The organism is Pseudarthrobacter sp. NPDC092419 (genome assembly GCF_044755045.1).
GTDB lineage: Bacteria > Actinomycetota > Actinomycetes > Actinomycetales > Micrococcaceae > Arthrobacter.
The window spans coordinates 43,300-65,082 of the sequence record NZ_JBIVQF010000010.1 but is presented as its reverse complement, the minus strand read 5'-3'; the positions used below and the strand labels follow the sequence as shown (position 1 = coordinate 65,082).

Here is a 21,783-nt window from a genome sequence, read left to right as displayed (position 1 = left end):
CCAGCCGCGCCCCGGCACCCGCTCCGCGTGGGAGCAGGCGCCGGGCGCCGCCGTCGTCCTTAATTCCCTTCAGTGGGCGACGGCGTCGGCTCGGCGGTGGGTGCCGGAGCTTCCGGAGCAGCCGCCGGGATCTTCGCCTCAGCACTGACCGCCTTCTGCAGTGCTGCCGCCAGCTTCTTCTGCGCCTCGCCGTAGGCCGCAAAATCGGCTGCGGCCAGGGCCGCCTGTCCATCCTTGATGGCCTTGTTGGCTTCGTCCAGCGCTGCCTTCAGCTCAGCCTTGGCATCCGCCGCCGGCGCCCCGGGGACGGGATCCGCGGGCGCCTGGCCGTTGTTGTCCGAGTCGCCGGCAGCCGCCCCCGAGTCTCCGCCGAACAACTGCTTGAGTGCAGCGTCCAGCGTGGGCGCGAAACCGACCTTGTCACCAAATGCCACCAGGACGCGCTGGAGCGTGGGGTAAGACGTTTCACCCGTGGACTTCAGGTACACCGGCTGCACGTACAGAATGCCGCCCCCCACGGGAAGGGTCAGCAGGTTGCCGCTGAGCACGTCCGAGGCACCCTGGCGCAGCAGGTTCAGCGCCTGGGACACGGTGGGATCGGAGTTGAACTTGTTCTGCGCCTGGCCCGGACCGGGGACCTGGATTTCCGGCGGGATCTGCAGGAGCCGGAGCTTGCCATAGCTCTCGGCCTTCACTCCGGCCTCATTTCCGGCATCCGAATCGGCAGCCAGGAAGCCGTAGAGGACGTTGCGCGCTGTGCCGTTGACGATCTGCGGAATGTACGAGGACGTCAGCTGGAACGCCGGCTTATCCTGGTCCGGCATCTGCAGCGACATATAGAACGGCGGCTGCTTCACGTCGGTGTCCACCGTGGGATCGGCAGGAACGCTCCAGGCGTCGTTCGTCTTGTAGAAGCTGGAGGGATCCGTTACGTGGTAGCGGCCCAGCAGTTCCCGCTGGACCTTGAAGAGGTCCTCGGGGTACCGGACGTGGCTCATGACAGCCCCGGACATCTCCGAATATGGCTTCAGGGAAGCAGGGAACACCTTCTGCCAGGACTTCAGCAGCGGATCCTGGTCATCCCAGGCGTACAGGGTGACGCTGCCGTCGTAGGCATCCACCGTGGCCTTCACCGAGTTGCGGATGTAGTTGACCGTGCTGTTGGGAAGTGCCACGGCGCGTCCCGAGGTGGTCTGGGAGTCCGCGGTAGCGTCCGAAAGCTGCTGCTGCTGCGAGTACGGGTAGAACTGGGTCGTGGTGTAGCCGTCCACGATCCACTTCACACGGCCGTCCACCACCGCCGGATAGGCGTTACCGTCCACCGTGAGGTACGGGGCAACCTTCTCCACGCGTTCTCGCGGGTTGCGGTCGTACAGGATCTGCGACTCCGGGTTCACACCGTCCGAGAGCAGCAGGTCCGAGGACTGGAACTTGATGGCATAGAGCACCTTGTTGAAGAAGGTGCCGACGTTTGGTCCGCCGTCGCCCTGGAAGGTGTACTGGGTTTCACCCTCCCCCGACGGACGGTCCTGCTCACGCTTTGGCGCACCCTCCGGGGCGCCGACGATCGAGTAGTCCGGGGAGAACTCGCCGAAGTAGATGCGCGGTTCGTACGTCGAGTCATCCCCCAGCACACCCGTGGAGGGGATGCCGGACTGGAGGAATTCGGGCTTGCCATCCACGGTGAACTTGTTGCCCTTGGCCGCCACCACGCCATAGCCGTGGGTGTACACCACGTGCTCGTTCAGCCAGCCCTGCTGGTTCGTGGCCACGTTGTCCGGATTCAGTTCACGGACCGCGATCACGGTGTCCTGGATCTTGCCGTCCACTTCGTAGCGGTCCACATTCAGGGCCTCAGGGAACTGGTAGTACGGCCGGTACTGTTCGAGCTGCGAAAACGCGTCAGAGATCAGGTTGGGGTCCAGGAGGCGGATGTTGGCTGTGGTCTGGGCATCCGGGGCCAGCGCACCTGTCGTGGCGGTGTTGGTGGCGTCGTAGCGGTCAACCTGGATGGTGTCGAGGCCGTACGCTTTGCGGGTGTTGTCGATGTTGCGCTGGATAAACTGCTTCTCCAGCGTTTCCTCGGACGGACGCACCTGGAACTGCTGGATGACCCACGGGTATACGCCGCCGGCCAGGATGGAGGTGATCACCAGCATGGCCGTGCCGATCATCGGCAGCCGCCAGCGGCCGATAACTGCCGCCACGACAAACAGGATGGCCACCAGCACCGCGGCCACGGCAAGGATGGCTTTGGTAGGGATCACCGCATTGACATCGGTGTACAACGCACCCGCCCAGCGGCCGTTATTGCCCTGCAGCGCCGCGTAGCGGTCCAGCCAGAAGTTGATGCCGAGCAGCACCAGGAAGGCCGCGCCAGTGACCGCGATGTGGATCTGGGCAGCGCGGCTGGTGAAGACGCCCCGCTCCATAAGCCGGATGCTGCCGTAAAGGTAGTGGGTCAGGATTCCTGCGATGCCGGCGATGACCACCACGCTGAGCAGGAAACCGGTAATGAATCCAAGGAATGGCAGGGTCATCACGTAGAAGCTGATGTCCAGTCCGAACTCAGGATCGGCCTGGCCGAAAGGCTCCTGGTTGAAGAAGAGCAGTACCTTCTGCCACTGGCTGGCGGCGGCACTGCCCGCGAAGAGCCCGAACAGGACCGGCAGCCCCACCATGACCACGCGGCGAACGGGTTCAAGCTGGGCCTGGTACCGGTTGAGGTTGTCGCGGATTTCCGAGTCCGGTGCGTAGACCGGGCGGGCATTGTAGGCGATCCGGATGGCGAAGTAGACGGCCAGGAACATGGTCGCAAACCCGCCGGCGAAGATGCCCGCGCGGGAGAGGTTTTCCGTGATGAAGACTTCGATGAAGCCGAGCTGGCGGTACCAGAGCACATCCGTCCAGACATTGGCGAAGAAGATGAAACCCACCACAACCAGGGCAACAACCACCAGTGTGGGTGTCAGGGTCCCGCGTGAGGAGGGGGGTCTTCCGGTGGGCATGGGGCTGGCAGGACGGGACAAACTCGATACCTCATAGCTGCTGGTCAGGAATGCTTGGTTCCTGCCAGTCTAGTTGCTTGCGCAGGCGGGAAGGGCGGCCGTGTCCAGGCCGTTACCTCCGCGTTCAACTGCGGAGCGCGCCTCCGCCAGGGTCTCCACGCGGACCACCTGCAGGCCATCAGGAACATGGTCCACCACTTCCCCGCAGTTCTCGGCGGGAGCCAGGAACAGGGTGGCACCCGCCTCGCGTGCGCCCTGCATTTTCTGCCGGATTCCGCCGATGGGGCCAACCTGGCCGTCAGGAGAGATGGTCCCGGTGCCGGCGATGTGCCGGCCACCGGTCAGGTCCCCGGGCGTGATGGTGTCGATGATGCCCAGCGAAAACATGAGGCCGGCACTTGGTCCGCCCACCTTCTCCAGCGAAATCGTCACGTCCAGGGGGAACGTAAACAGGTATTTGAGCATGACCCCGAGGATGTGCCGGCCCTCCACTTCCTGCGGGGTGATTCTCACGGTGACCGGTTTCCCGTCCCGGTCCACCACGACGGTGGCGGGGGCTCCGGCGCCGGCCGCGAGTTCCTGCTGGATGACGGACAGCGCCGTCACCGGCTTCCCGTTGATGGAGGCAAAGACATCCCCCGGGAGGATCTTGCCCGCCGAGGCGGAACCCTCGGGGATCTCAGCGGCCTGGAGCTTTTGGCCGAAGGGGATATCCAGCTCGTTCAGCGCCGACGCAACAGCGTTTTCCTGGGAGGAAGCCATCGCCATGGAGCTCTGTTCCTCGGCCTCCTCCTTGGTAGTGCCCGTGGGATACAGCAGTTCCACCGGGTGGACGCTCTTGGCCGGATCCAGCCAGGCCGAGAACGCACCGAGGATGCTCACCGGACTGTTGGGGCCGCCGTCGACATACACCGTGGTGAGGTCCAGGTTCCCGTTGGCAGGGTAGGCCTGCCGGCCCGTGACGCTGATGACGGGGGCACCGTTGACGCTGCCCAGGGTGTTGTAGGTGGGACCCGGCGATTCGACGACGTACGCCACCGGAACGGTACCGACCGCTATCCCCAGTCCGAGTGCGGTCATGCCCGCCAGCATCATGACGGACACTTTCCTGTCCCCGGGCTCCCTGTCCATGGATTCACTGTCCCTGGGTTCGGCTATCAACGTCACCCACCAAGAGTACGCGCTGGCACCGGACGGCTGTCTTTGCCCACAGCGAACGGTGCCGCAGGGCGGCAGACAGCCGCCTGCGGCGGGGGTACCGTGAAGGTTGATCAACAGTCACACCGACGATCGGCAGGACCATGACCTCCAATCCACTTAATTCGTCCAACGGCGATGACACGCCCAAGGATCCACTGGCCGAGATGCTGCAGAACCTGATGGGCGGCAAGGGGATGGAGAACTTCGACCCGGCCGAGCTGGCCAAGGCCGCGGGCCTGCCAAACGATCCCAACCTCCTGGCGCAGATGTTTTCCCAGGTCCAGGCCATGATGAGCGCCCCCTCGGAGGGTCCGGTGAACTGGACCCTGGCGCATGAGAACGCCCGCCGCGTGGCGGCAGGCAGTGCCGACCCGTCCGTGACCGCCCAGCAGTCGCGTGAGGTGGACGAGGCGCTGCGGCTCGCGGAGCTGTGGCTCGATCCGGTGACTGACCTGCCCGGGACGGGGCTGATCGGACACGCGTGGTCGCGCGCCGAGTGGGTCGAGGCCACCCTGGGCACGTGGAAGCGGCTTACCGAGCCCGTGGCCAACAGCATCGCCAACGCACTGTCCTCAGCGATGACGGAGCAGATGCCTGAGGAGATGAAGTCCATGATGGGCGGCGCATCCTCCATGCTGCAGAACATGGGCGGAGCAATCTTTGGCATGCAGCTTGGCCAGGCGATCGGGGCGCTGTCCACGGACGTCGTGAGCTCTACCGACATCGGTGTGCCGCTGGTGGACCTGGAGATGGCCCTCCTGCCTACCAACGTGGCGGCCTTCGGCGAAGGGCTGTCCCTGCCGGAAAACGACATCCGGCTGTTCCTGGCCGTCCGCGAAGCCGCCCATGCACGGCTCTTCGTGCAGGTTCCCTGGCTCCGCAGCCACCTTCTGGGCGCCATCGAAGCCTACGCCCGGGGCATCCACATCGACACCACGCGCATCGAGGAACTGGCCAGGGACCTTGACCCCGGAAATCCCGAAGGCATCCAGGAAGCACTCTCGCAGGGCGTCTTCATGCCCCAGCGCACACCGGCCCAGGACCAGGCCCTGGAGAAGCTGGAGACGGCCCTCGCCCTGGTGGAAGGCTGGGTGGACGAGCTCACGGCCGCCGCCACGGAGAATGTCCTCCCCTCCGCCGCAGCGCTCCGCGAAACGGTCCGCCGCCGCCGCGCCACGGGCGGCCCGGCCGAGCAGGCCTTCGCCTCCCTGGTGGGGCTGGAACTGCGGCCGCGCCGCCTCCGGGACGCCGCCACGCTCTGGGCGACGCTCAAGGAAGAGCGCGGCATCGAGGGCCGGGACGCCATCTGGCACCATCCGGACCTGTTGCCAACAGCCGAAGACCTGGACGATCCCCGCGGCTTCAGCAGCCGCCGCAAGCTCGCCGAAGCCAGCGACAGCGAGGTGGACGACGCCCTGCAGAAGCTGCTGGACGGCGGCTTCGACGACGCGCCGGACTCCGGCGAAGCACCCGGCTCAGACGATAAGTAGCCTGGGTCCACCGGCAACCGCCCGGCGCCTGCCGTCCTACTGGCAGGCGCCGGGCGATTCAGGCAAAGACCTGGACGTGGCAAACGCGACGCCTTCCAGGAACGCCTTGGCCCGCTGCGTTTCCGGATATGCCTGCAGGAGCCGCCAAAATGCGGCATTGTGCGAAGGGACCAGCAGGTGGGCCAACTCGTGGAGCAGCACGTAGTCGATGACCCACTGCGGCATGGGCCGCAGCTTGTCCGAAAGCCTGATAGTTCCGTCCGCCGGTGTCGCCGAACCCCAGCGGGAGTTTTGGTTGCCCACCCACCTGACGGAGGACGGCACGGCGCGGCCCTCGAGGTAGCGCGCCGAAAGCGCGGCAGCGTGCTCCGCCAGCGCACCGTCGCTGGCGGGACGGCGGCGGCCGCCGGCAGCGCGCTTCTCCCCCTGCCGCTGCAGCTTGGCCAACATCCGGTGCACCCACTCGGCTTCCTGGGCCGCGGAGAAGCGCGCGGGGATGGCTACCACGGCGGTGCCGTTTTCCCAGAAAGCAGCCACGGTGCGGGTGCGCCGGGCGGACCGGCGCACTTCGACCGGGGAACCGTCCGGGGTGGTGAGCACAGTTGGAGTACCCGGGGCAAGCGCCTGGCGTGCCCGGCCGCTGCTCACAGGACCTGGCTTTCCGCGAGCACCCGCAGGACGTCTTCGCCGTAGCGTTCGAGCTTGGACGGACCTACGCCGGGCAGGGCGGCGAGCTCCTCCAGCGCTGCGGGCCGGGCCTCGGCGATAGCCGTGAGCGTCGCATCAGTGAACACCACGAAGGCGGGCACGTCCGCGGCCTGCGCTACTTCCAGGCGCCAGCTCCGCAGTGCATCGAAAGTCTGTTCCTCATAGCTGGGCGGGCAATTATTGCACCTGCCCACCTTGCGTTCCGCTCCCGTGGCCAACATGCTCCCGCAGACGCGGCAGACGGCGGGAGCAGCAGCTTTCCGGCGGACGACGGCGGCCCTCCCCCGGGTGCCGGAGCCCGCCACGGAGTCCGGCCGAAGACCATCGAGGAAGCGGGAGGGTTTCCGGTTGGCCCGCCCGCCCGGCGTGCGGGCGGTTGACCAGGAGAGCGACAGGTGTTCGCGCGCTCGGGTGATGCCGACGTAGAGCAGGCGGCGTTCCTCGTCCACAGCCTCGGGGGTATCGGCAAAGGAGATGGGCATCAGCCCTTCGCTGAGGCCCACCAGGAACACGGCGTCCCATTCCAGGCCCTTGGCGGCGTGCAGCGAAGCCAGCGTTACGCCTTGGACCGTGGGGGCATGCTGGGCCAGTGAGCGTTCCTGGAGCTCGTTCACGAAGTCCGCAAGGCCGAAACCGGCTCCGCGGGCCTGGACGAGCTCATCGGCAAGCGCCACGAGGGCTGCCAGGGACTCCCACCGCTCCCGCAGCGCCCCGCCGCTGTGCGGGGCCGCCTCCGTATAACCAAGGGACGAGACTATGTCCCGTACCAGCTGCCCCAACGGCTCCGCAGCGTCTGGTGCCACGGCACGGGTGGCGGCGCGCAACTGGAGGATCGCGTCGCGGACCTCTTTGCGGGCGAAGAACCGTTCGCCGCCGCGCAGCTGGTAGCCGATGCCCGCGGCTGCGAGGGCCTGTTCGTAGGCTTCCGACTGTCCGTTGGTGCGGAAGAGGATGGCCACCTCGCTGGCGGGGGTGCCGGCGTCGAGGAGCTGCCTGATTCTTTCCGCAACGGTGGCGGCCTCCGCCTCATCGTCTGTGCATTCGACGAAGCCCGGCATGGGACCGGCGGGCCGCTGTGCCACCAGTTGGAGCGGCGGGGCCCACGCGGCGTCCGCAGCGGGACCGCCGCTCCGGCGCGCGGCCAGCAGGTCGTTGGCGAGCCTAACCACCTGCGGGGTGGACCGGTAGTCGCGGATGAGTTTGACGACGTTGGCCTGCGGGTACCGCGCCTTGAAGCCCAGCAGGTGCTTCGGTGACGCCCCGGTGAAGGAGTAGATGGTCTGGCTGGCATCGCCTACCACGCACAGTTCGTCCCGGCCGCCCAGCCAGAGTTCCAGCAGCCGCTGCTGCAGCGGAGACACGTCCTGGTATTCGTCCACGACAAAATGCCGGTACTGCTCGCGTACCGTGGCGGCAACCTTTTCGTCCTCCTGCAGGATGCCGACGGTGATGAGCAGGACGTCCTCGAAGTCGATGACATTCCGGTCTGTTTTGACGTCCTCATAGGACTGGAACACCCGGGCCACCGCGGTGAGGTCGAACCCTCCGGGCGTCCCGCGTCCTTGCGCGTTTTCCAGGTAATTGGCAGGGGTGAGCATCGAGACCTTCGCCCACTCGATCTCCGATGCGAGGTCGCGGATGGACGCCCGGTCCGTGCTGAGCCGGAGCCGGCGGGCGGCCTCGGCCAGCAGCTGGGCCTTGTGGTCCAACAGGTGCGGCAGGGTGCCGCCCACGGCCTGCGGCCAGAAGAACTGAAGCTGCCGCAGCGCTGCTGCGTGGAAGGTCCTGGCCTGAACATTGCCGGCGCCCAGGTCACGGAGGCGGCTGCGCATTTCGGCCGCCGCACGGGCGGTGAAAGTTACGGCCAGCAGTCGCTGCGGAGTGTAGACACCTGAGTGGACCCCGTAGGCGATCCGGTGCGTGATGGCCCGCGTTTTGCCTGTCCCGGCTCCGGCCAGCACACACAACGGCCCATTGAGGCTACTGGCGACTTCGCGCTGTTCCGCGTCCAGGCCCCCAAGGATCCGGTCCTCCAAGGATGCTGCACCGTCAAAATGTTCTGGAGTCACTTCTGCTGTTCTTTGTCTCGAGTGCCGTGCCGGGACCCGGCAGGGCCGCTAAGCCCCGGCGCGGTCCTGGATGGTTCCGCCGAACCAGTGTTCGATCAGTGCCCGGGCGATGGAAAGCCGTCCCGGTATGGTGATTTCACCGGCCAGGATGGCTTCCTGGAGTGCCTCGCGGCTGAACCAGCGCGCCCTGGTGACCTCCACGCCGTCGGGCGTTGCTTCCGAGTCTTCCGTCACGGCGGTAAATCCAAGCATAAGCGAGGCGGGGAAAGGCCAAGACTGCGAGCCAAGGTACTGGCATGCGGTGACCTTGACTCCCACTTCCTCGAAGATCTCCCGCACTACCGCCTGTTCCAGGGACTCCCCCGGCTCTACGAAACCGGCCAGTGTGGAGTAGTTGCGGGCGTCCACCGGACCTCCACCGCCCAAAAGTACCCTGCCGTCCGGGCCGACCACAGTGACGATGATGGCTGGATCCGTCCGCGGGTAGTGCTCCGTGGAATCCGCCGGGCAGCGCCGGATCCAGCCGCCGGCCTCCACCCGGGTGGGCGCGCCGCAGCGCGGGCAGTGGGTGTGCCCGGCATGCCAGTTGGCAATGGCGCTTGCTTCGATGAAGAGCGCGGTGTGGGTGGCGCTGAGGCCGGCAGCGACCTCGCGGAAGCCCTGCCACGCACAGTCAGCCGGGATTCCTGCCGTGCCGGGGGCTGGGGGCGTGGGCAGGACGAACAAGAGGAGCTGGGTGCCGGGCGGCAGGTCCGATCCTGCGAGGGCAGCCCCGAGGTAGACGACCAGGCTTGGTTCGCTCCCGGCGCTGGCCAGGCGTTCGCGGAGCTCTCTGGCGCCGGTGAGGAACAGGGCGCCGTCGCGGACGAGCCCTTCCCGGTCGCCGAGGACCATGGCCAGCGTGCTGTGGTCCTCCAGCAGTTCGGCCACCATCCCGGGCCGGGTGCGGACGGCGGAACCGCGGTCCACGAGTGCGGGCGGGACCGGCAGCACCGTGTCCATCAGGTGGTTGGCGGGGAGCCGCGCCGGGTTATCCCGGCGGGCCGGTGCAACAGACTCCGCGTGGCTCATGGATCCACCGTACTGACTGGCGCCGACAATTGACATTCTCGGCCGCGGGAGCCCGGCCCGTGACATTTGCACGTATCTGGAGACTCGCCGCCGCCACACCGGCTTCTTGGCGGGCGGGCAATCTACCGTGGAACGGTGAGAAGAGAACCAATGGAACTGGCAGCCGTTGCTACCGCGGCTGTCCCCGGACTGACCCCGACGGCTGTCAGTGCTGCCCCGGATGATCCGGCGGACTTCGATTCTGCCCTGTTGCTGGACTCGGAGGGCAAGAGGTGGCGCGTCAGGTCTCCGCGCCATGCCGAGGCAAGCGCCCGGCTGGAGACCGAGTTCCTGGTGCTGAGGGCCTTTGCCCCGGCCGTCCGCGCCGAACTGCCGTTCCTGATGCCGACGGTAGCCGGAAGCGTGCGCCTTGGAGCCCTGAGCACCTTTGTCTACTCGCATCTGGGCGGCTCCACCCGCAGCGTCGAGGACCTGACGGGCAGTTCGCCGGCCCTGGCCAGGGAAATAGGTACGGCGCTGGCTGCGATCCACGACCTCCCACTGGACCTGGTCAACAATGCCGACCTGCCCAGCTATACCCCCAACGAGTTCCGGCAGCGCCGCCTGAACGAACTTGACCAGGCCGCGACCACCGGAAAAATCCCGGCGGGCCTGCTCCTGCGCTGGGAACACGCCCTCGAAGACGTCTCGCTGTGGCGGTTCAACCCGTGCGTGGTGCACGGGGACCTGCACGAAGACAACCTCTTGGTGGAGGGCGACCGGGTCAGCGCCGTGACCGGCTGGACCGATCTGCGCATCGGCGACCCGGCGGACGACTTTGCGTGGCTGGTGGCGTCAAACGAGCAGGACTTCGTGGATGCGGTGCTCGCCGCCTACAGCTCTGCACGCCGCGACAGCACCGACACCCATCTCCTGCGGCGGGCGGCGCTCTCGGCAGAGTTTGCACTGGCACAGTACCTGGTCAAGGGCATCGCGGCCAACGACGCCGGGATGATCGCCGAGGCGGAGGACATGCTCAGCTCGCTCGACGAGGATATCCTCCGCCACGGCGGCCAGCCCCTCTCGGTGGAACCTGTGGTGGCCGCTGAGCCCCTCCCGCTGGCACGCCCCGTCCCTGGTGTTCAGCCTGCCACGCCGGTCCAGCAGGTTCCACTGAAGGCGGTACCGGCGGTACACGTGACACCGATCCCTCCGGAACCCGGCCACGGCGCCGGCGACGCGCCTTCGGCGAGTGCGGAGGACACCTCCACGGCTGCCCTCTCCGTGGTGGAGATCAGGAAGAACTGAACGCGGCCGCCACCAGCTCCTCCAGGTGCGCGGCGTTCCCGAGGTCGTGAGGACGCACCACCTGGTTGTCCGCAACATAGAAGAACGCCGCACGGACGTCTTCCAGTCGAACGCCCTTCAGCCTTGCCCAGGCAAGCCGGTAGACAGCCAGCTGAACGGCGCGGGTCTTGAGCTGGGCGGCGGAAGGACGCCGCCCGGTCTTCCAGTCCACCAAGTCCCAGCGGCCGTCAGGGTCCTGGAATACCGCATCGATGCGGCCCCGCACCACGACGTCGCCAACGCGCGTTTCCACAGGCACTTCAACGAACGCCGGGGAGCGGTCAGCCCATGGCGAAGACTTGAACGTGGCCACCATAGCGTCGAGGTCGTAGGCCGCATCGATGTGGTCGTCCGAACCCGGTGCCTCCTCCAGGTCCAGCATCCCACTGGTTCCGTAGTACTCCTCCACCCAGGCGTGGAAGGCGGTTCCCTTGCGGGCGGACATCCCGGGTTCGCGCGGGACAGGCCGCCGCAGGCGCGCCAGGACCGCCGAAGGATCATCGCTGAGTTCCACGAAGGTGGAGGCAGAGATGTGGCCGGGAAGGTGGACGTCCTGGCCGTGTGACCGGCGGGCCCTGCGTTCCAGCAGGAGCGCGGCTTCCTTCGCCCACGGCGGCGGAGTGCTTCCGGTGGGGCCGGCGCCATTTCCTTGGGGTAGCAGGGGCGCCTCTGCTACGGCTGTTAGCTCCGCCCGGACACGGGCCGCGGCCGCCTCCATGGCGTCCCGCCGCCCTTCGGCGGACCGCAGGCGTGCCCCCGTGCGGGGGTTTACGGGACCTTCGAGCGGATCGTAGGGCCAGGAGGCCACTTCTGTGTCGAGTGTCAGCGGACTGGACTCGGGCAGGGCGGCCTCCTCAAGGGAAGCCGGATGCACCATGGCTGCGGCAGGCTCACCGCCACTGCCCTGGGTGAGTGATTCGAGTTCGGCGAGGAAGGGAGACATCACCGCCAAGCCGGCCCGGGAGCCCACCCATGCGGCGCTGGACAACCACAGGACGTGCTTGGCGCGGGTATAGGCCACATACGCCAGCCGGCGTTCCTCGGACACACCGTGTGCCTGGACGGCCGATTTAAAATCCTTCTCCGCGTCGATCCAGCCCTTTTGGTCGGGCTGGTCCAGGTCCCATTGCGGCAGGTCCGCCCGGTCGCCGCGCAGGGGCCAGGGAAGCGCTGCCGCGCCGCTGCTCCACCGCGAGTCCCGGTCGCTGGGAAAGGCGCCGGCGTTGAGGCCGGGCACGAACACGACGTCCCACTCCAGGCCCTTGGATGCGTGGACCGTGAGCAACTGGACCGCTTCCCGGTTGACCTCGCTGGGCGGAGATTCCAGGCCGTTCTCTTCAGCGGCAGCGGCCTCAAGCCACGCCAGGAAGGCAAGGACATCCACGCGCTGGGAGGTGCGCAGGAATCCGGCGGCCGCGTCCTGGAACGCGTCGAGGTTGCGCCGCGCCTGGTGGATGCTGACGCCGGGACGGGCCGCTACCTCGATGTCAAGCAGCATGGCCCGTTCCACCTCACCCAAGAGGGTGGTGAGATCGTCGGCCAGGTAGGTCCGCAGCTGGCGCAGCTCGGCGGAAAGCCGTGCCATCCTGCTGCGGCCTTCCGGCGTTAGGGACCGGCCGTGCGTGGACGTCCAGCCTTCGCGGGGCAGCCAGTCGAGGGCCTCCACCAGGCTGGCGCCGTCCGTCAGGTCCCCCTCAAGGACCGTACCGCCGTCGTCAGTTCCGTCCTGCGCCGGGCCCTGCTGCTGGTGCGGCGCTGACTCCCCCGATGCGCTGTCGGGGCGTTGGGCGGCCTGGCTGCGCCGCCCAGCCAGCTGGCCTGACCAGTCACGCAGCGCCATGAGGTCTGCCGGGCCTATCCGCCACCGCGCCCCTGCCAGCAGGCGCATCAGCGCATCCGACCGCGTCGGGTCGGCCAGGACACGGAGCGTGGCGACCAGATCCACGATTTCCGGGGTGTCCAGCAGTCCGCCCAGGCCAACGATCTCGTACGCGATTCCGCGTGCGTCGAATTCGCGCCGGACGGCCTCCATCTGGGCCCGGCGGCGGCAAAGGACTGCGAGCGCGGGTGGTACCGGTGAACCGTCCGCCTTCATCTCGAAGTCCGTCACACGGTACTTCAGGACGTCCTGCACCAGGGCCTCGGCCTCCGAGGCGTCGCTGGCAAACCGGCCCATGACCACCTTTCCATCGGCCGCGAAGGGGCTGGGTTGCAGCGGCGGCACCTCGGGAACCCCGGTGGCACCTGCGGGACCGCCGGCGCCGTCCACCCCGCCGCCGGCGGGCCCCCGCTGGGCAGCCTCCCTGGCCAGCGCCTGGGACATGACGTTGGCCGCAGCCAGGATGTTACGGCCGTTCCGCCACGCCGTGGTGAGGTAGGAAGTGGGGGCCGGGGACCAACTGCCCGGTTGGCCGGCCGGATGGTTGCGGACCGGAAACTCCCGGACAAAGTGGAAGAGCTGGCCCGCGGACGCGCCGCGGAAGCCATAGATCGACTGATTGGGGTCGCCGACCGCCGTCACGGCATGTCCGCCGCCGAACAGTCGGGAGAAAAGGACCAGCTGGGCGTACGAGGTGTCCTGGAACTCGTCAAGAAGAACCACTTTGTAGCGCTGCCGTTCCACGGTGGCCGCCAGCGGAACGTCGCGGGCCACTTGGGCAGCCAGGGCCACGAGGTCACCGAAGTCCAGTGCTCCCCGGGCCCGTTTCGCTGCCGCGTACCGTGCCACCATGTCAGCCACGCTGGCGCGGGTGCGCAGCATGGCAGCGAGTTCTCCTGCGGCCTGCGGCGCATTCTTCGCTTTGCCATCCAGGTATGGCAGGGCCTGGAACCCCGCCAGCCGCGCCATCAGCCATGCCTCGACCTCACGGGGATCCTGGAGGTGCTCGGCGCATTCACCGGCAAGCTGGATGACGGCCTTGACCAGCGTGGACTTGGCTGTTCGGAAGTGGGCGTACTCGCCGTCGTAAGCCTCCACCACCTCGCTGGCCAGCTGCCATGCCTGCGCCCCGCCCAGCAGGACCACATCGCGCTCCACGCCGAGCCGTAGCCCGTAATCGGAGACGATTCCGCTGGCGAACGAGTGATAGGTGGAGACCTTGGGCTCCGGGGCCTCGCTGCCGGACAATCCCTCCGGGAAGCCGTGGCTCCCGTCCTGGCGGGCCACCTGCTGCAGCGTGGCCAGCTTGGTCCGGATCCGGGAGGCCAGCTCCCCCGCCGCCTTGCGGGTAAACGTGACGCCGAGGACTTCCTCCGGCCGCACCCACCCGTTGGCCACCAGCCATACCACGCGGTCAGCCATGGTGGCCGTCTTGCCCGACCCGGCACCTGCGATGACCAGGCGCGGCTCCAGCGGCGAGGAGATGATGGCGGACTGTTCCGGCGTGGGCACGTTCTTCTCGCCCAGCAGCCCTGAAAGCTCTTCGGGGGTAAACCTCGGTTCCTGCACAGCGGAATGCACCTCGCTCACTCGGTCACCTGCCGTCCGCGGACGCAGAGAGGGCAGACTTCCGGCAGCCGGCAGCCATGACCGCCGTGCCCTCCCTTGGCAGGATCGTGCCGTGCTTCAAACGTGCTGCCTGCCATCACGGCCGCTGCCGCCTTCACCATGTCCATGGCCCAGTTCTCCTGCGGGTCCAGCGCGTCCTGGTGCTGGATGGCCGGCCCCTTCGTTCCCGTTCCCAGCTGCGCCAGGACCGCACCGCCGGGCGTTCCGCCGCTGCCGTCCTCCGCAGCGAACCCGCCCGCCAGTACGGCCGCCTGGTAGGCGCCGAGCTGGGGATGGCGCGGGACATCGCCCTTGCCCGGCTGCCGTTTACCGGTCTTGAGGTCAACGATCACCAGACGGCCGTCACCGTCGATTTCCAGCCTGTCCACTTGGCCGCGCAAAACGCCAAGGCGAGTGCCGCCGTCGTCCGCGGTGACCGGACCCAGCGGAACCTCGAAGTCCTGCTCCACGCCTACCAGGCTCCGCCCCTCCGACCTCATGGCCAGCACATACAAGGCGAGCTTGCGGACCATGGCCTCGGCACGCTGGAAATCCAGCCGCCCTTCCCAGTTGTCCTTCATCCCCAAGGCCGGCCAGCGTTTAATCAGCTCCGCCACATATTCGGAACCCGAGGCCTCCGGAAGTTCCTGCGCAATGGTGTGGACCAGCGTGCCGAGGCTGCGGGCAAAATCTGTGGCGGCCTCGCCCCCGGCTGCCTGGACGAACCAGTCGAGCGGGGATTTCTGCACCGTTTCCACCTTGGACGGCGAGACAAACACTGTTCCGTCCGGCGGTACCACCGCCTGGTCGGAGCTGAGGGGGGCAAGCCCCCACCAGGAGCCGGGGTGGGCCCCCGCTACGGGCGGGTCCGCTACGGCGAGGTGTGCCAGGACCCGGGCGGCCTCCTGGCCTGCGGTGCCGCCGAGCTGGGCATGCTGCCGCAGTTCCGCCACGAGGGCGCGCAGCGTGGTGGGACGGTCGACGGGAGTGTAGCCCCGGCCGGTGCTCCCGGCGGGCAGCGGCGCGATGTAGTCCAGGAACGAGGAAGGCTGGTCGTCTTCGGACGAAACTGCGGTGCAGATGAGCAGGTCCCGTGCCCGGGACACCGCCGTGGAGAAGCTCCGCAGTTCGTCGTAGCGGATGTCCCGCAGCCTGCTCAGCGGGTCGCGCTGCAGGGCGTAGGGAACCCCGTGCTCCACGGCATCCGAATACAGGGTGCTGCCCAGGAGTTCGCCTCGGAGCCTGGTGTTGGGCCACACGCCCTCCTGGAGGCCGGCAACGATCACCACTGGCCATTCCCGGCCGGCGGCGCTGGCGGGCGTCATCAGTTCCACGGCATCGTCGACCTGGGCCCGCGCGGCCAGAGTGTCCATGGGGAGCTCCTGGTTCAGGAGGTACTCGAGGAACTGTTCCGGGCCGGCGCCCGGCATCTGGTCGACGTAGCGTTCAGCGGTGTGGAACAGGGCCATCATGGCGTCAAGGTCCCGGTCAGCCCGGGCGCCGTGGGGGCCGCCGGCGAGCGCCGTACGGGTCCACTCCGCGGCGAGGCCGGTGGCGCTCCAGATAGCCCACAGCACCGACTCGGCATTCGCCCCGGGCTCCAGCGCCGCGAGCTGGCCGGCTTGGATCATCCGGGCCGTCCTGCGGGCCGAGCGGCCTTCGATACCGAGGGTGGACAGCGCGCCGGGCTCCAGGAGCGCTTCGACCAGGAGCGAGTCGCTGGTCCGGCCTCCGCCGCCCTGCAGTTCCTCGCGCCGGAGCGACTGCCGGACCCGGCGCAATTCTATGGCCGAGGCACCGCCGATCCGCGACGTCAGCAGTGATACCGCTGCCTCGGGCGTGAGCCGGGAGCTGTCCAGGGCGATGGCAAAGGCGTCCAGCAGCGGCCGCACCGCGACCTCGTCCCTAACCGCAGATTCCGCCACCGGGACGCGCACGGGGACACCCTGCCCGGCAAGGTAGCGCTGGAGTTCGGCGACCTGGCCGCCGTTGCGCACGATCACGGCCATGTCACTGAGGTCCCGTTCATGGTTGATGTGCTGGTCCAGGATCCGCTGCGTGACGTACCGGAGTTCATGCACGGCGGAGGGAACGAGGTGGGCCTCCACTGCACCGGCCCCACCCGCGTCGCGGTGGGGATCGAGCCGCCGGGCCAGCTGCCCGCCGGCACGTTGTGAGATCCTGCCCGCCACTCCCTGCCAGGCCCGGGCGACGGCCGGGGCATGCCGGTGCGCGAACTGCAGCGGCCGCTCCAGGATGGGGGCCTGCGGTGACAGCAGGCCCGGGAGGTCCGCCACGAGGTCCGGGCGGGCACCACGGAACCCCTGGACCACGGTGTCCGGCGATGAGGTGATGAAGGCATCCCGTCCGGCGGTGATGTCGGCCAGCAGTTCGAAAACAGCGGGGCTGCCTTCCTGGATGTCATCAGCCAGGACCAGCTGGAGGCGGTCCCGTTCCGCGGCCAGGAAGTCCGGGGCGTCCTGGAAGACGTGCCGTGCCGCTGTCAGGATCCCGGCAGGGTCGAAGGCTTCCGGCATCCTAAGGTCCAGGACGTCGCGGTATTCGGCGTAGAGCCGCGCGGCCGCCACCCAGTCCGGTCGGCCGCACTGTTCACCCAGCAGCGCGAGGTCCTGCGCGGTCCTGCCCGATTCGATGATGCGGTCAAAGAGCTGGCGGACCTCCTGCCGGAAACCCCGGGTATCCAGGGCCTGGTCCAGATCCTCCGGCCAGGGCAGTTCAAGGCCGGGCAGCCGGTGCCCCTCGAGAAGTTCCTTGATGATGAGGTCCTGTTCCGGCCCGGACAGCAGGCGGGGCGGCCGGGACAACGCAAGGATTCCTTCAGCCTTGGCGCGGCGGAGCACGTCGAACGCGTAGGAGGCCCAGGTCCTTGCCGGCGTGGTGCTCAGGCTCCGGTCCAGCCGCGCAGTGAAGCTGTCCCGAAGGAAGTCTGCGGCCAGCCGGGTAGGCGCCAGGATGAGCATGCGTTCGGGGTCCACGCCGTCCCGGACCGCGCGCGTCACCGCCGCCTCTACGAGCACTGTGGTCTTCCCCGTTCCCGGGGCGCCCGGCACCAGCACGGGGCCCGAACCTGCCGGGACGTCCACTACGGCCTGCTGGTCCGCCGTCAGGACGGGTGCGGCGGCGTGGACCCTGGCCGGGGGAAGCAACCGGAGTGCCGGCCCGGCCTCCTGTGCCAGTGCCAGGCTGTGTGCATCTGCCGGGTCCTGGTTCGGAACGTGGCCCTGGTCCGGAAGGCCTTGAAGCGAAGCTGTTAACGTCACCCGGACATTCCATCATCAGCCAGTGACAATTCCGGCAGCGGCGCCGCCAGGCCGCAGGCCAAAGCGTCTATTCGGGCGAAGTTCTCTTCGGTGGGCGCCCAGCGCGCCGCTGCCAGATCCACGCGCCAGCTGCCTTCGCCGGTCCGCAGGTGTCCGACAATATCGCCGCGCAGCGCTGTTTCCTCTTCAAGATAATGGCGCAACGCCCCGGCTTCATGCCCGGCCGGCGCGCGGCCATCCGCCCTCAGCACCCGCCACCAGGGCACGGTGCTGCCATGATGGCTCATGACGGCACCCACCTGGCGCGGGCCTCCGGCGCCAAGGAGTTCGGCAACGTCGCCGTAGGACACAGCGGAGCCGGCAGGAACCATGTCGACGACGGCCAGCACTGCCTCCACGTAGTCACTCCGCATTGGTCCAATGTAGCCGCAGTGGCGTTGAGCCGAATTGTCGGCCGGCCCCGATAGCGTTGGACCATGAGCACCTGGAACACCCTCCCCCGCGCAGCATTCGACCTCGAGACCACCGGCCGCAATTCGCGCGCGGCCCGCATTGTCACGGCGTCCGTCACGGTGGTGGACCAGCACGGGGAGCTGGTAACCGAGCATGAATGGTTGGCGGATCCAGGGGTGGAGATTCCCACGGAGGCCAGTGACGTCCACGGCGTCACCACTGAGCAAGCCCGCAGCCAGGGCCGCCCCGCCCACGAAGTCACCCGGGAGCTGGCAACAGTCCTGCAGGACCTGTTCGACGCCGGCGTCCCCGTCATCGCCTTCAATGCCAGCTACGATTTCACGGTCCTCGCGGCCGAATCCGCCCGCTATGGCGTTCCACAGCTCACCCGCTTCCCGGTCCTGGACCCGTACATCATGAACAAGCAGGTGGACCGGTACCGGAAGGGCAAGCGGACGCTGACGGCGCTCTGCGAGGAGTACGGCGTGGTGCTGGACAACGCCCACACCTCCGCGGCGGACGCCCTGGCCACCTTGAAGGTCCTCGACGCCATGGCCGGCAAGTTTCCCAAGCTCGTCATGCCCGCCGGCCAGCTCCACCAGCTTCAGGTTGACTGGGCCGTGAGCCAGGCCGCGGACTTCCAGGGCTACCTGCGCAAGACCAAGCCGACGGCCGTCATCGAAGGAGACTGGCCCGTCCTTCCTCCGCAGGACGCCACCACCGGAGGTTTCTAGCCTCGCCGTCCGGTGCCCTGACGCGGGGACGGGCCATCGCGGCCCTGCGCCGGGCTGCTGCTGCTGCTGCTGCTGCTGCTGCTGCTGCTGCGACGAGTATCACACGCATGCACCTCTGGCGGCACCTGCCGGGATTCGTATGGCAATTTCCCAATGCCGCCACTGCCTGCAGGACAAAATGACGCTTCGACCTGAACTGGAACATTGTTCGGTTAAGCAAGCATTCAGCGAAATCCTGAACGGAAGTGACGGCTCCATCGGCCCGCTGACATAATTAAGTTCAAACGGGTGCCTGTGCTATGCCACTGCCCCATGCCAATCTCCTGAGGACAAATGATCACTGTTACTGACCTGCGCAAGGTCTACCGCCAAGGGAAAAAGGAAGTAGTGGCCCTTGATGGCGTTTCACTTTCCGTTCCCAAAGGCTCGATCCACGGAATCATCGGCCACTCCGGCGCCGGCAAGTCCACGCTGGTCCGCTGTCTCACGCTGCTTGACCGCCCCACGTCCGGATCCGTCAGCATCGACGGCACCGAGCTGAGCTCGGTCAAGGACTCGGAAATCCGCTCGGCCCGCCGGCGGATTGGCATGGTGTTCCAGCACGCTAACCTGATGGATTCACGGACTGCCGCCGGCAACGTGGCCCACCCGCTCGAACTGGTCAAGGCCCCCAAGGATAAAATCCGCGCCCGCGTTACGGAACTGCTGGGCCTCGTGGGCCTCACCGGCTTCGAAAACGCCTACCCTTCCCAGCTCTCCGGGGGCCAGCGCCAGCGCGTCGGCATCGCCCGGGCCCTGGCCGCAGACCCCGACGTCCTGCTCTGCGACGAGCCCACCTCGGCCCTTGACCCCACCACCACGGACGAGATCCTGGACCTTATCCACGACCTCACCACCCGGCTGCAGCTCACCGTGCTCATCATCACCCACGAGATGAACGTCGTGAAGCGCGTCTGCGATTCCGTCTCGCTGCTTTCCAAGGGCCGCATCGTGGAGCACGGCGCCCTGGAAGACGTGGCCGGCAACCTGGAAAGCCGGCTGGCCAAAGCGCTGCTGCCGCTCCCTGCCGCCGAACCCCTGAAGGGGGCGCTCCAGAGCGGTCCGGTGCTGGAGATCCTCTTCTCCGGCGAGAGTGCCCGGGAGCCCGTCCTGACCGGCGTCGCACGTCATTTCGATATCGACCTCAATGTCCTGGCCGGCAGCGTTGAAACCCTGGGCGGACAGCAGTTCGGCCATCTCCGGGTCCAGCTTGCCCGCGAAGCAGACCGCGACGCGGTCATTGCCTATCTCGCCGAACGCGGCATTGCCGTCAAGGCCGCAACCCCCGGGGACGAACCCGAGGTTAATCAGGCGGGAGAACTCCTGTGAACGAACTCTTCAGCAATCCGGTCCTGGCCAAGGCGCTGCCCGAGGCGATCGTGGAAACCCTGCAGATGGTGGGAATCTCTGCCTTCTTCACGGTCCTCGTGGGGCTGCCCCTCGGCGTGTTCCTGCATGCCACCGCTCCCGGCGGCCTGCGGCCCATGCCCGTGGCCAACCGGATCATGAGCGACGTGGTGGTCAACATCACCCGGTCCATCCCGTTCGCGATCCTCATGGTGGCGTTGATTCCGGTGGCGCGCCTCCTTACCGGAACCAGTCTGGGTCCCGTAGCGGCTTCGGTGTCGCTGTCCATCGGCACCATCCCTTTCTTCGCCCGACTGGTGGAAACCGCGCTGCGTGACGTCCACCACGGCAAGATCGACGCCGCCCAGGTCATGGGCTCCACCCGAATGCAGGTCATCAACAAGGTGATGCTGCCCGAGTCGCTTCCCGCCCTGGTCGCAGCCACCACCACCACCGTGGTTACCCTGGTGGGCTACTCGGCCATGGCCGGACTGGTGGGCGGCGGCGGCCTGGGCAAGCTGGCCTACAACTATGGCTTCCAGCGCTTCGATGTCACGGTCATGATGGTCACGATCGTCCTCATCATCGTTCTGGTCCAGGTCATCCAAGTCCTGGGCGAATGGATCTCCAGGCGCCTGGACCACCGCTAGGCGCCAGCCACCAGGCCCGGACGCCCCGGCCCCCATTCCCATTTCAGCAGTTGAAAGGAACGCATCCCATGCGTAAGAAACTCTCCCTCCTGGCCACGGGCATCGTCACTGCGCTGACGCTGGCTGCCTGCGGTGGTTCCTCCACCCCGAGCGCCGACGTCGCCACCCTCGACCCTGCCAACCCGGCAACCCTCACCGTTGGGGCCAGCCCCGTCCCGCACGCCAGGATCCTCGAATTCGTCAACCAGGAACTCGCCCCCGAGGCCGGCCTGAAGCTCGAGATCAAGGAAATCGAGGACTACCAGACCCCCAACACCGCACTGAGCGACGGCTCGCTGGATGCCAACTTCTACCAGCACCTGCCCTGGTACGAGGACCAGGTGGAGACCAAGGGCTACAAGTTCGGTCACGGCGAAGGCGTCCACATCGAGCCCTACGCCGCGTTCTCGGAGAAGGTCAAGGACATCAAGGACATCAAGGACGGCGCGAAGGTGGCCATCACCAACGACCCCTCCAACCAGGTCCGCGCCCTGAAGGTCCTGGAAGTTGCCGGCCTGGTCAAGGACATCGAGGATGACTCCGCCGTCCTCACCCTGACTGACGAGCAGAACCCGAAGAAGCTGAAGTTCTCCGAGAACCAGCCGGAACTGCTGATCAACGACCTTAAGGACCCCTCGGTGGACCTGGCCCTGATCAACGGCAACTTCATCCTCAAGGCCGGCCTCAGCACCGAGGACGCCCTCGCCGTGGAATCGGTGGAAGAGAACCCCTACGCCAACTTCCTGGCCTGGCGCGAGGATTCCGCGGAGGACGCCCGCATCCAGAAGCTGGAAGAGCTCCTGCACTCCCCCGAGGTCAAGGCCTTCATCGAGAAGGAATGGCCCAACGGTGACGTGACCCCCGCCTTCTAAGGCAGCAGG

14 protein-coding genes are annotated in these 21,783 nt (G+C 67.5%); 6 read left to right on the top strand and 8 right to left on the bottom strand.

The features are described from left to right. Window positions 1-59 precede the first annotated feature (59 nt). Together ACIQC0_RS14770 and ACIQC0_RS14765 are read right to left on the bottom strand one after the other, a co-directional pair. A complete protein-coding gene (locus tag ACIQC0_RS14770; RefSeq protein ID WP_400536044.1) occupies window positions 60-3,008 on the bottom strand; it encodes a UPF0182 family protein in 2,949 nt (982 codons plus the stop codon). 69 nt (window positions 3,009-3,077) lie between these two features. After that, entirely contained in the window at window positions 3,078-4,139 is a 1,062-nt protein-coding gene (locus tag ACIQC0_RS14765; protein WP_400536144.1) for a PDZ domain-containing protein, read from the bottom strand. Between the two features lie 170 nt (window positions 4,140-4,309). Between ACIQC0_RS14765 and ACIQC0_RS14760 the strand changes: the two genes are divergently transcribed. Next, on the top strand, window positions 4,310-5,698 hold the full coding sequence (locus ACIQC0_RS14760; protein WP_377214835.1) for a zinc-dependent metalloprotease: 1,389 nt from the start codon (window positions 4,310-4,312) through the stop codon (window positions 5,696-5,698). 36 nt (window positions 5,699-5,734) lie between these two features. Here ACIQC0_RS14760 and ACIQC0_RS14755 read toward each other — a convergent pair whose 3' ends face one another. From ACIQC0_RS14755 to nudC, 3 genes are read right to left on the bottom strand one after another with little or no spacing between them, the layout of a single operon-like run. Further along, the gene (locus ACIQC0_RS14755; protein ID WP_400536040.1) at window positions 5,735-6,346 is read right to left on the bottom strand and encodes a YgjP-like metallopeptidase domain-containing protein; all 612 of its coding nucleotides are present in this window, start codon (window positions 6,344-6,346) and stop codon (window positions 5,735-5,737) included. Further along, on the bottom strand, window positions 6,343-8,475 hold the full coding sequence (locus ACIQC0_RS14750; protein WP_400536037.1) for a UvrD-helicase domain-containing protein: 2,133 nt from the start codon (window positions 8,473-8,475) through the stop codon (window positions 6,343-6,345). Before ACIQC0_RS14750 ends, ACIQC0_RS14755 begins: the two co-directional genes overlap by 4 nt. Window positions 8,476-8,523: 48 nt before the next feature. Further along, complete coding sequence (nudC, locus tag ACIQC0_RS14745) at window positions 8,524-9,546, bottom strand: NAD(+) diphosphatase (RefSeq protein ID WP_400536034.1); 1,023 nt, start codon at window positions 9,544-9,546, stop codon at window positions 8,524-8,526. A 135-nt stretch (window positions 9,547-9,681) separates the two neighbouring features. Here nudC and ACIQC0_RS14740 point away from each other — a divergent pair, with 135 nt between their 5' ends. Then, window positions 9,682-10,833, top strand: coding sequence for a macrolide 2'-phosphotransferase (locus ACIQC0_RS14740; protein WP_377214831.1), 1,152 nt, complete (start codon window positions 9,682-9,684; stop codon window positions 10,831-10,833). Here the strand turns inward: ACIQC0_RS14740 and ACIQC0_RS14735 are convergent. The 3 genes from ACIQC0_RS14735 to ACIQC0_RS14725 all read right to left on the bottom strand — a co-directional run bounded on the left by ACIQC0_RS14735 (window position 10,820) and on the right by ACIQC0_RS14725 (window position 18,053). Further along, window positions 10,820-14,341, bottom strand: a complete 3,522-nt coding sequence (locus ACIQC0_RS14735; protein WP_377214830.1) for an ATP-dependent helicase — start codon at window positions 14,339-14,341, stop codon at window positions 10,820-10,822. The two genes, ACIQC0_RS14740 and ACIQC0_RS14735, sit on opposite strands and share 14 nt — an antisense overlap. After that, window positions 14,338-17,562, bottom strand: coding sequence for an ATP-dependent helicase (locus tag ACIQC0_RS14730; protein ID WP_377214930.1), 3,225 nt, complete (start codon window positions 17,560-17,562; stop codon window positions 14,338-14,340). Before ACIQC0_RS14730 ends, ACIQC0_RS14735 begins: the two co-directional genes overlap by 4 nt. A 74-nt stretch (window positions 17,563-17,636) precedes the next feature. After that, complete coding sequence (locus tag ACIQC0_RS14725) at window positions 17,637-18,053, bottom strand: MGMT family protein (protein WP_400536030.1); 417 nt, start codon at window positions 18,051-18,053, stop codon at window positions 17,637-17,639. A 63-nt stretch (window positions 18,054-18,116) separates the two neighbouring features. Here ACIQC0_RS14725 and ACIQC0_RS14720 point away from each other — a divergent pair, with 63 nt between their 5' ends. The 4 genes from ACIQC0_RS14720 to ACIQC0_RS14705 all read left to right on the top strand — a co-directional run bounded on the left by ACIQC0_RS14720 (window position 18,117) and on the right by ACIQC0_RS14705 (window position 21,774). After that, the gene (locus tag ACIQC0_RS14720; RefSeq protein ID WP_377214828.1) at window positions 18,117-18,827 is read left to right on the top strand and encodes a 3'-5' exonuclease; all 711 of its coding nucleotides are present in this window, start codon (window positions 18,117-18,119) and stop codon (window positions 18,825-18,827) included. A 333-nt stretch (window positions 18,828-19,160) separates the two neighbouring features. Further along, window positions 19,161-20,195, top strand: a complete 1,035-nt coding sequence (locus ACIQC0_RS14715; RefSeq protein WP_377214827.1) for a methionine ABC transporter ATP-binding protein — start codon at window positions 19,161-19,163, stop codon at window positions 20,193-20,195. Then, window positions 20,192-20,863, top strand: a complete 672-nt coding sequence (locus ACIQC0_RS14710) for a methionine ABC transporter permease (RefSeq protein ID WP_377214826.1) — start codon at window positions 20,192-20,194, stop codon at window positions 20,861-20,863. Before ACIQC0_RS14715 ends, ACIQC0_RS14710 begins: the two co-directional genes overlap by 4 nt. Window positions 20,864-20,931: 68 nt before the next feature. Further along, window positions 20,932-21,774 (top strand): MetQ/NlpA family ABC transporter substrate-binding protein, encoded by an 843-nt coding sequence (locus tag ACIQC0_RS14705; RefSeq protein WP_377214825.1) that lies wholly within the window; start codon window positions 20,932-20,934, stop codon window positions 21,772-21,774. Window positions 21,775-21,783: the final 9 nt, after the last annotated feature.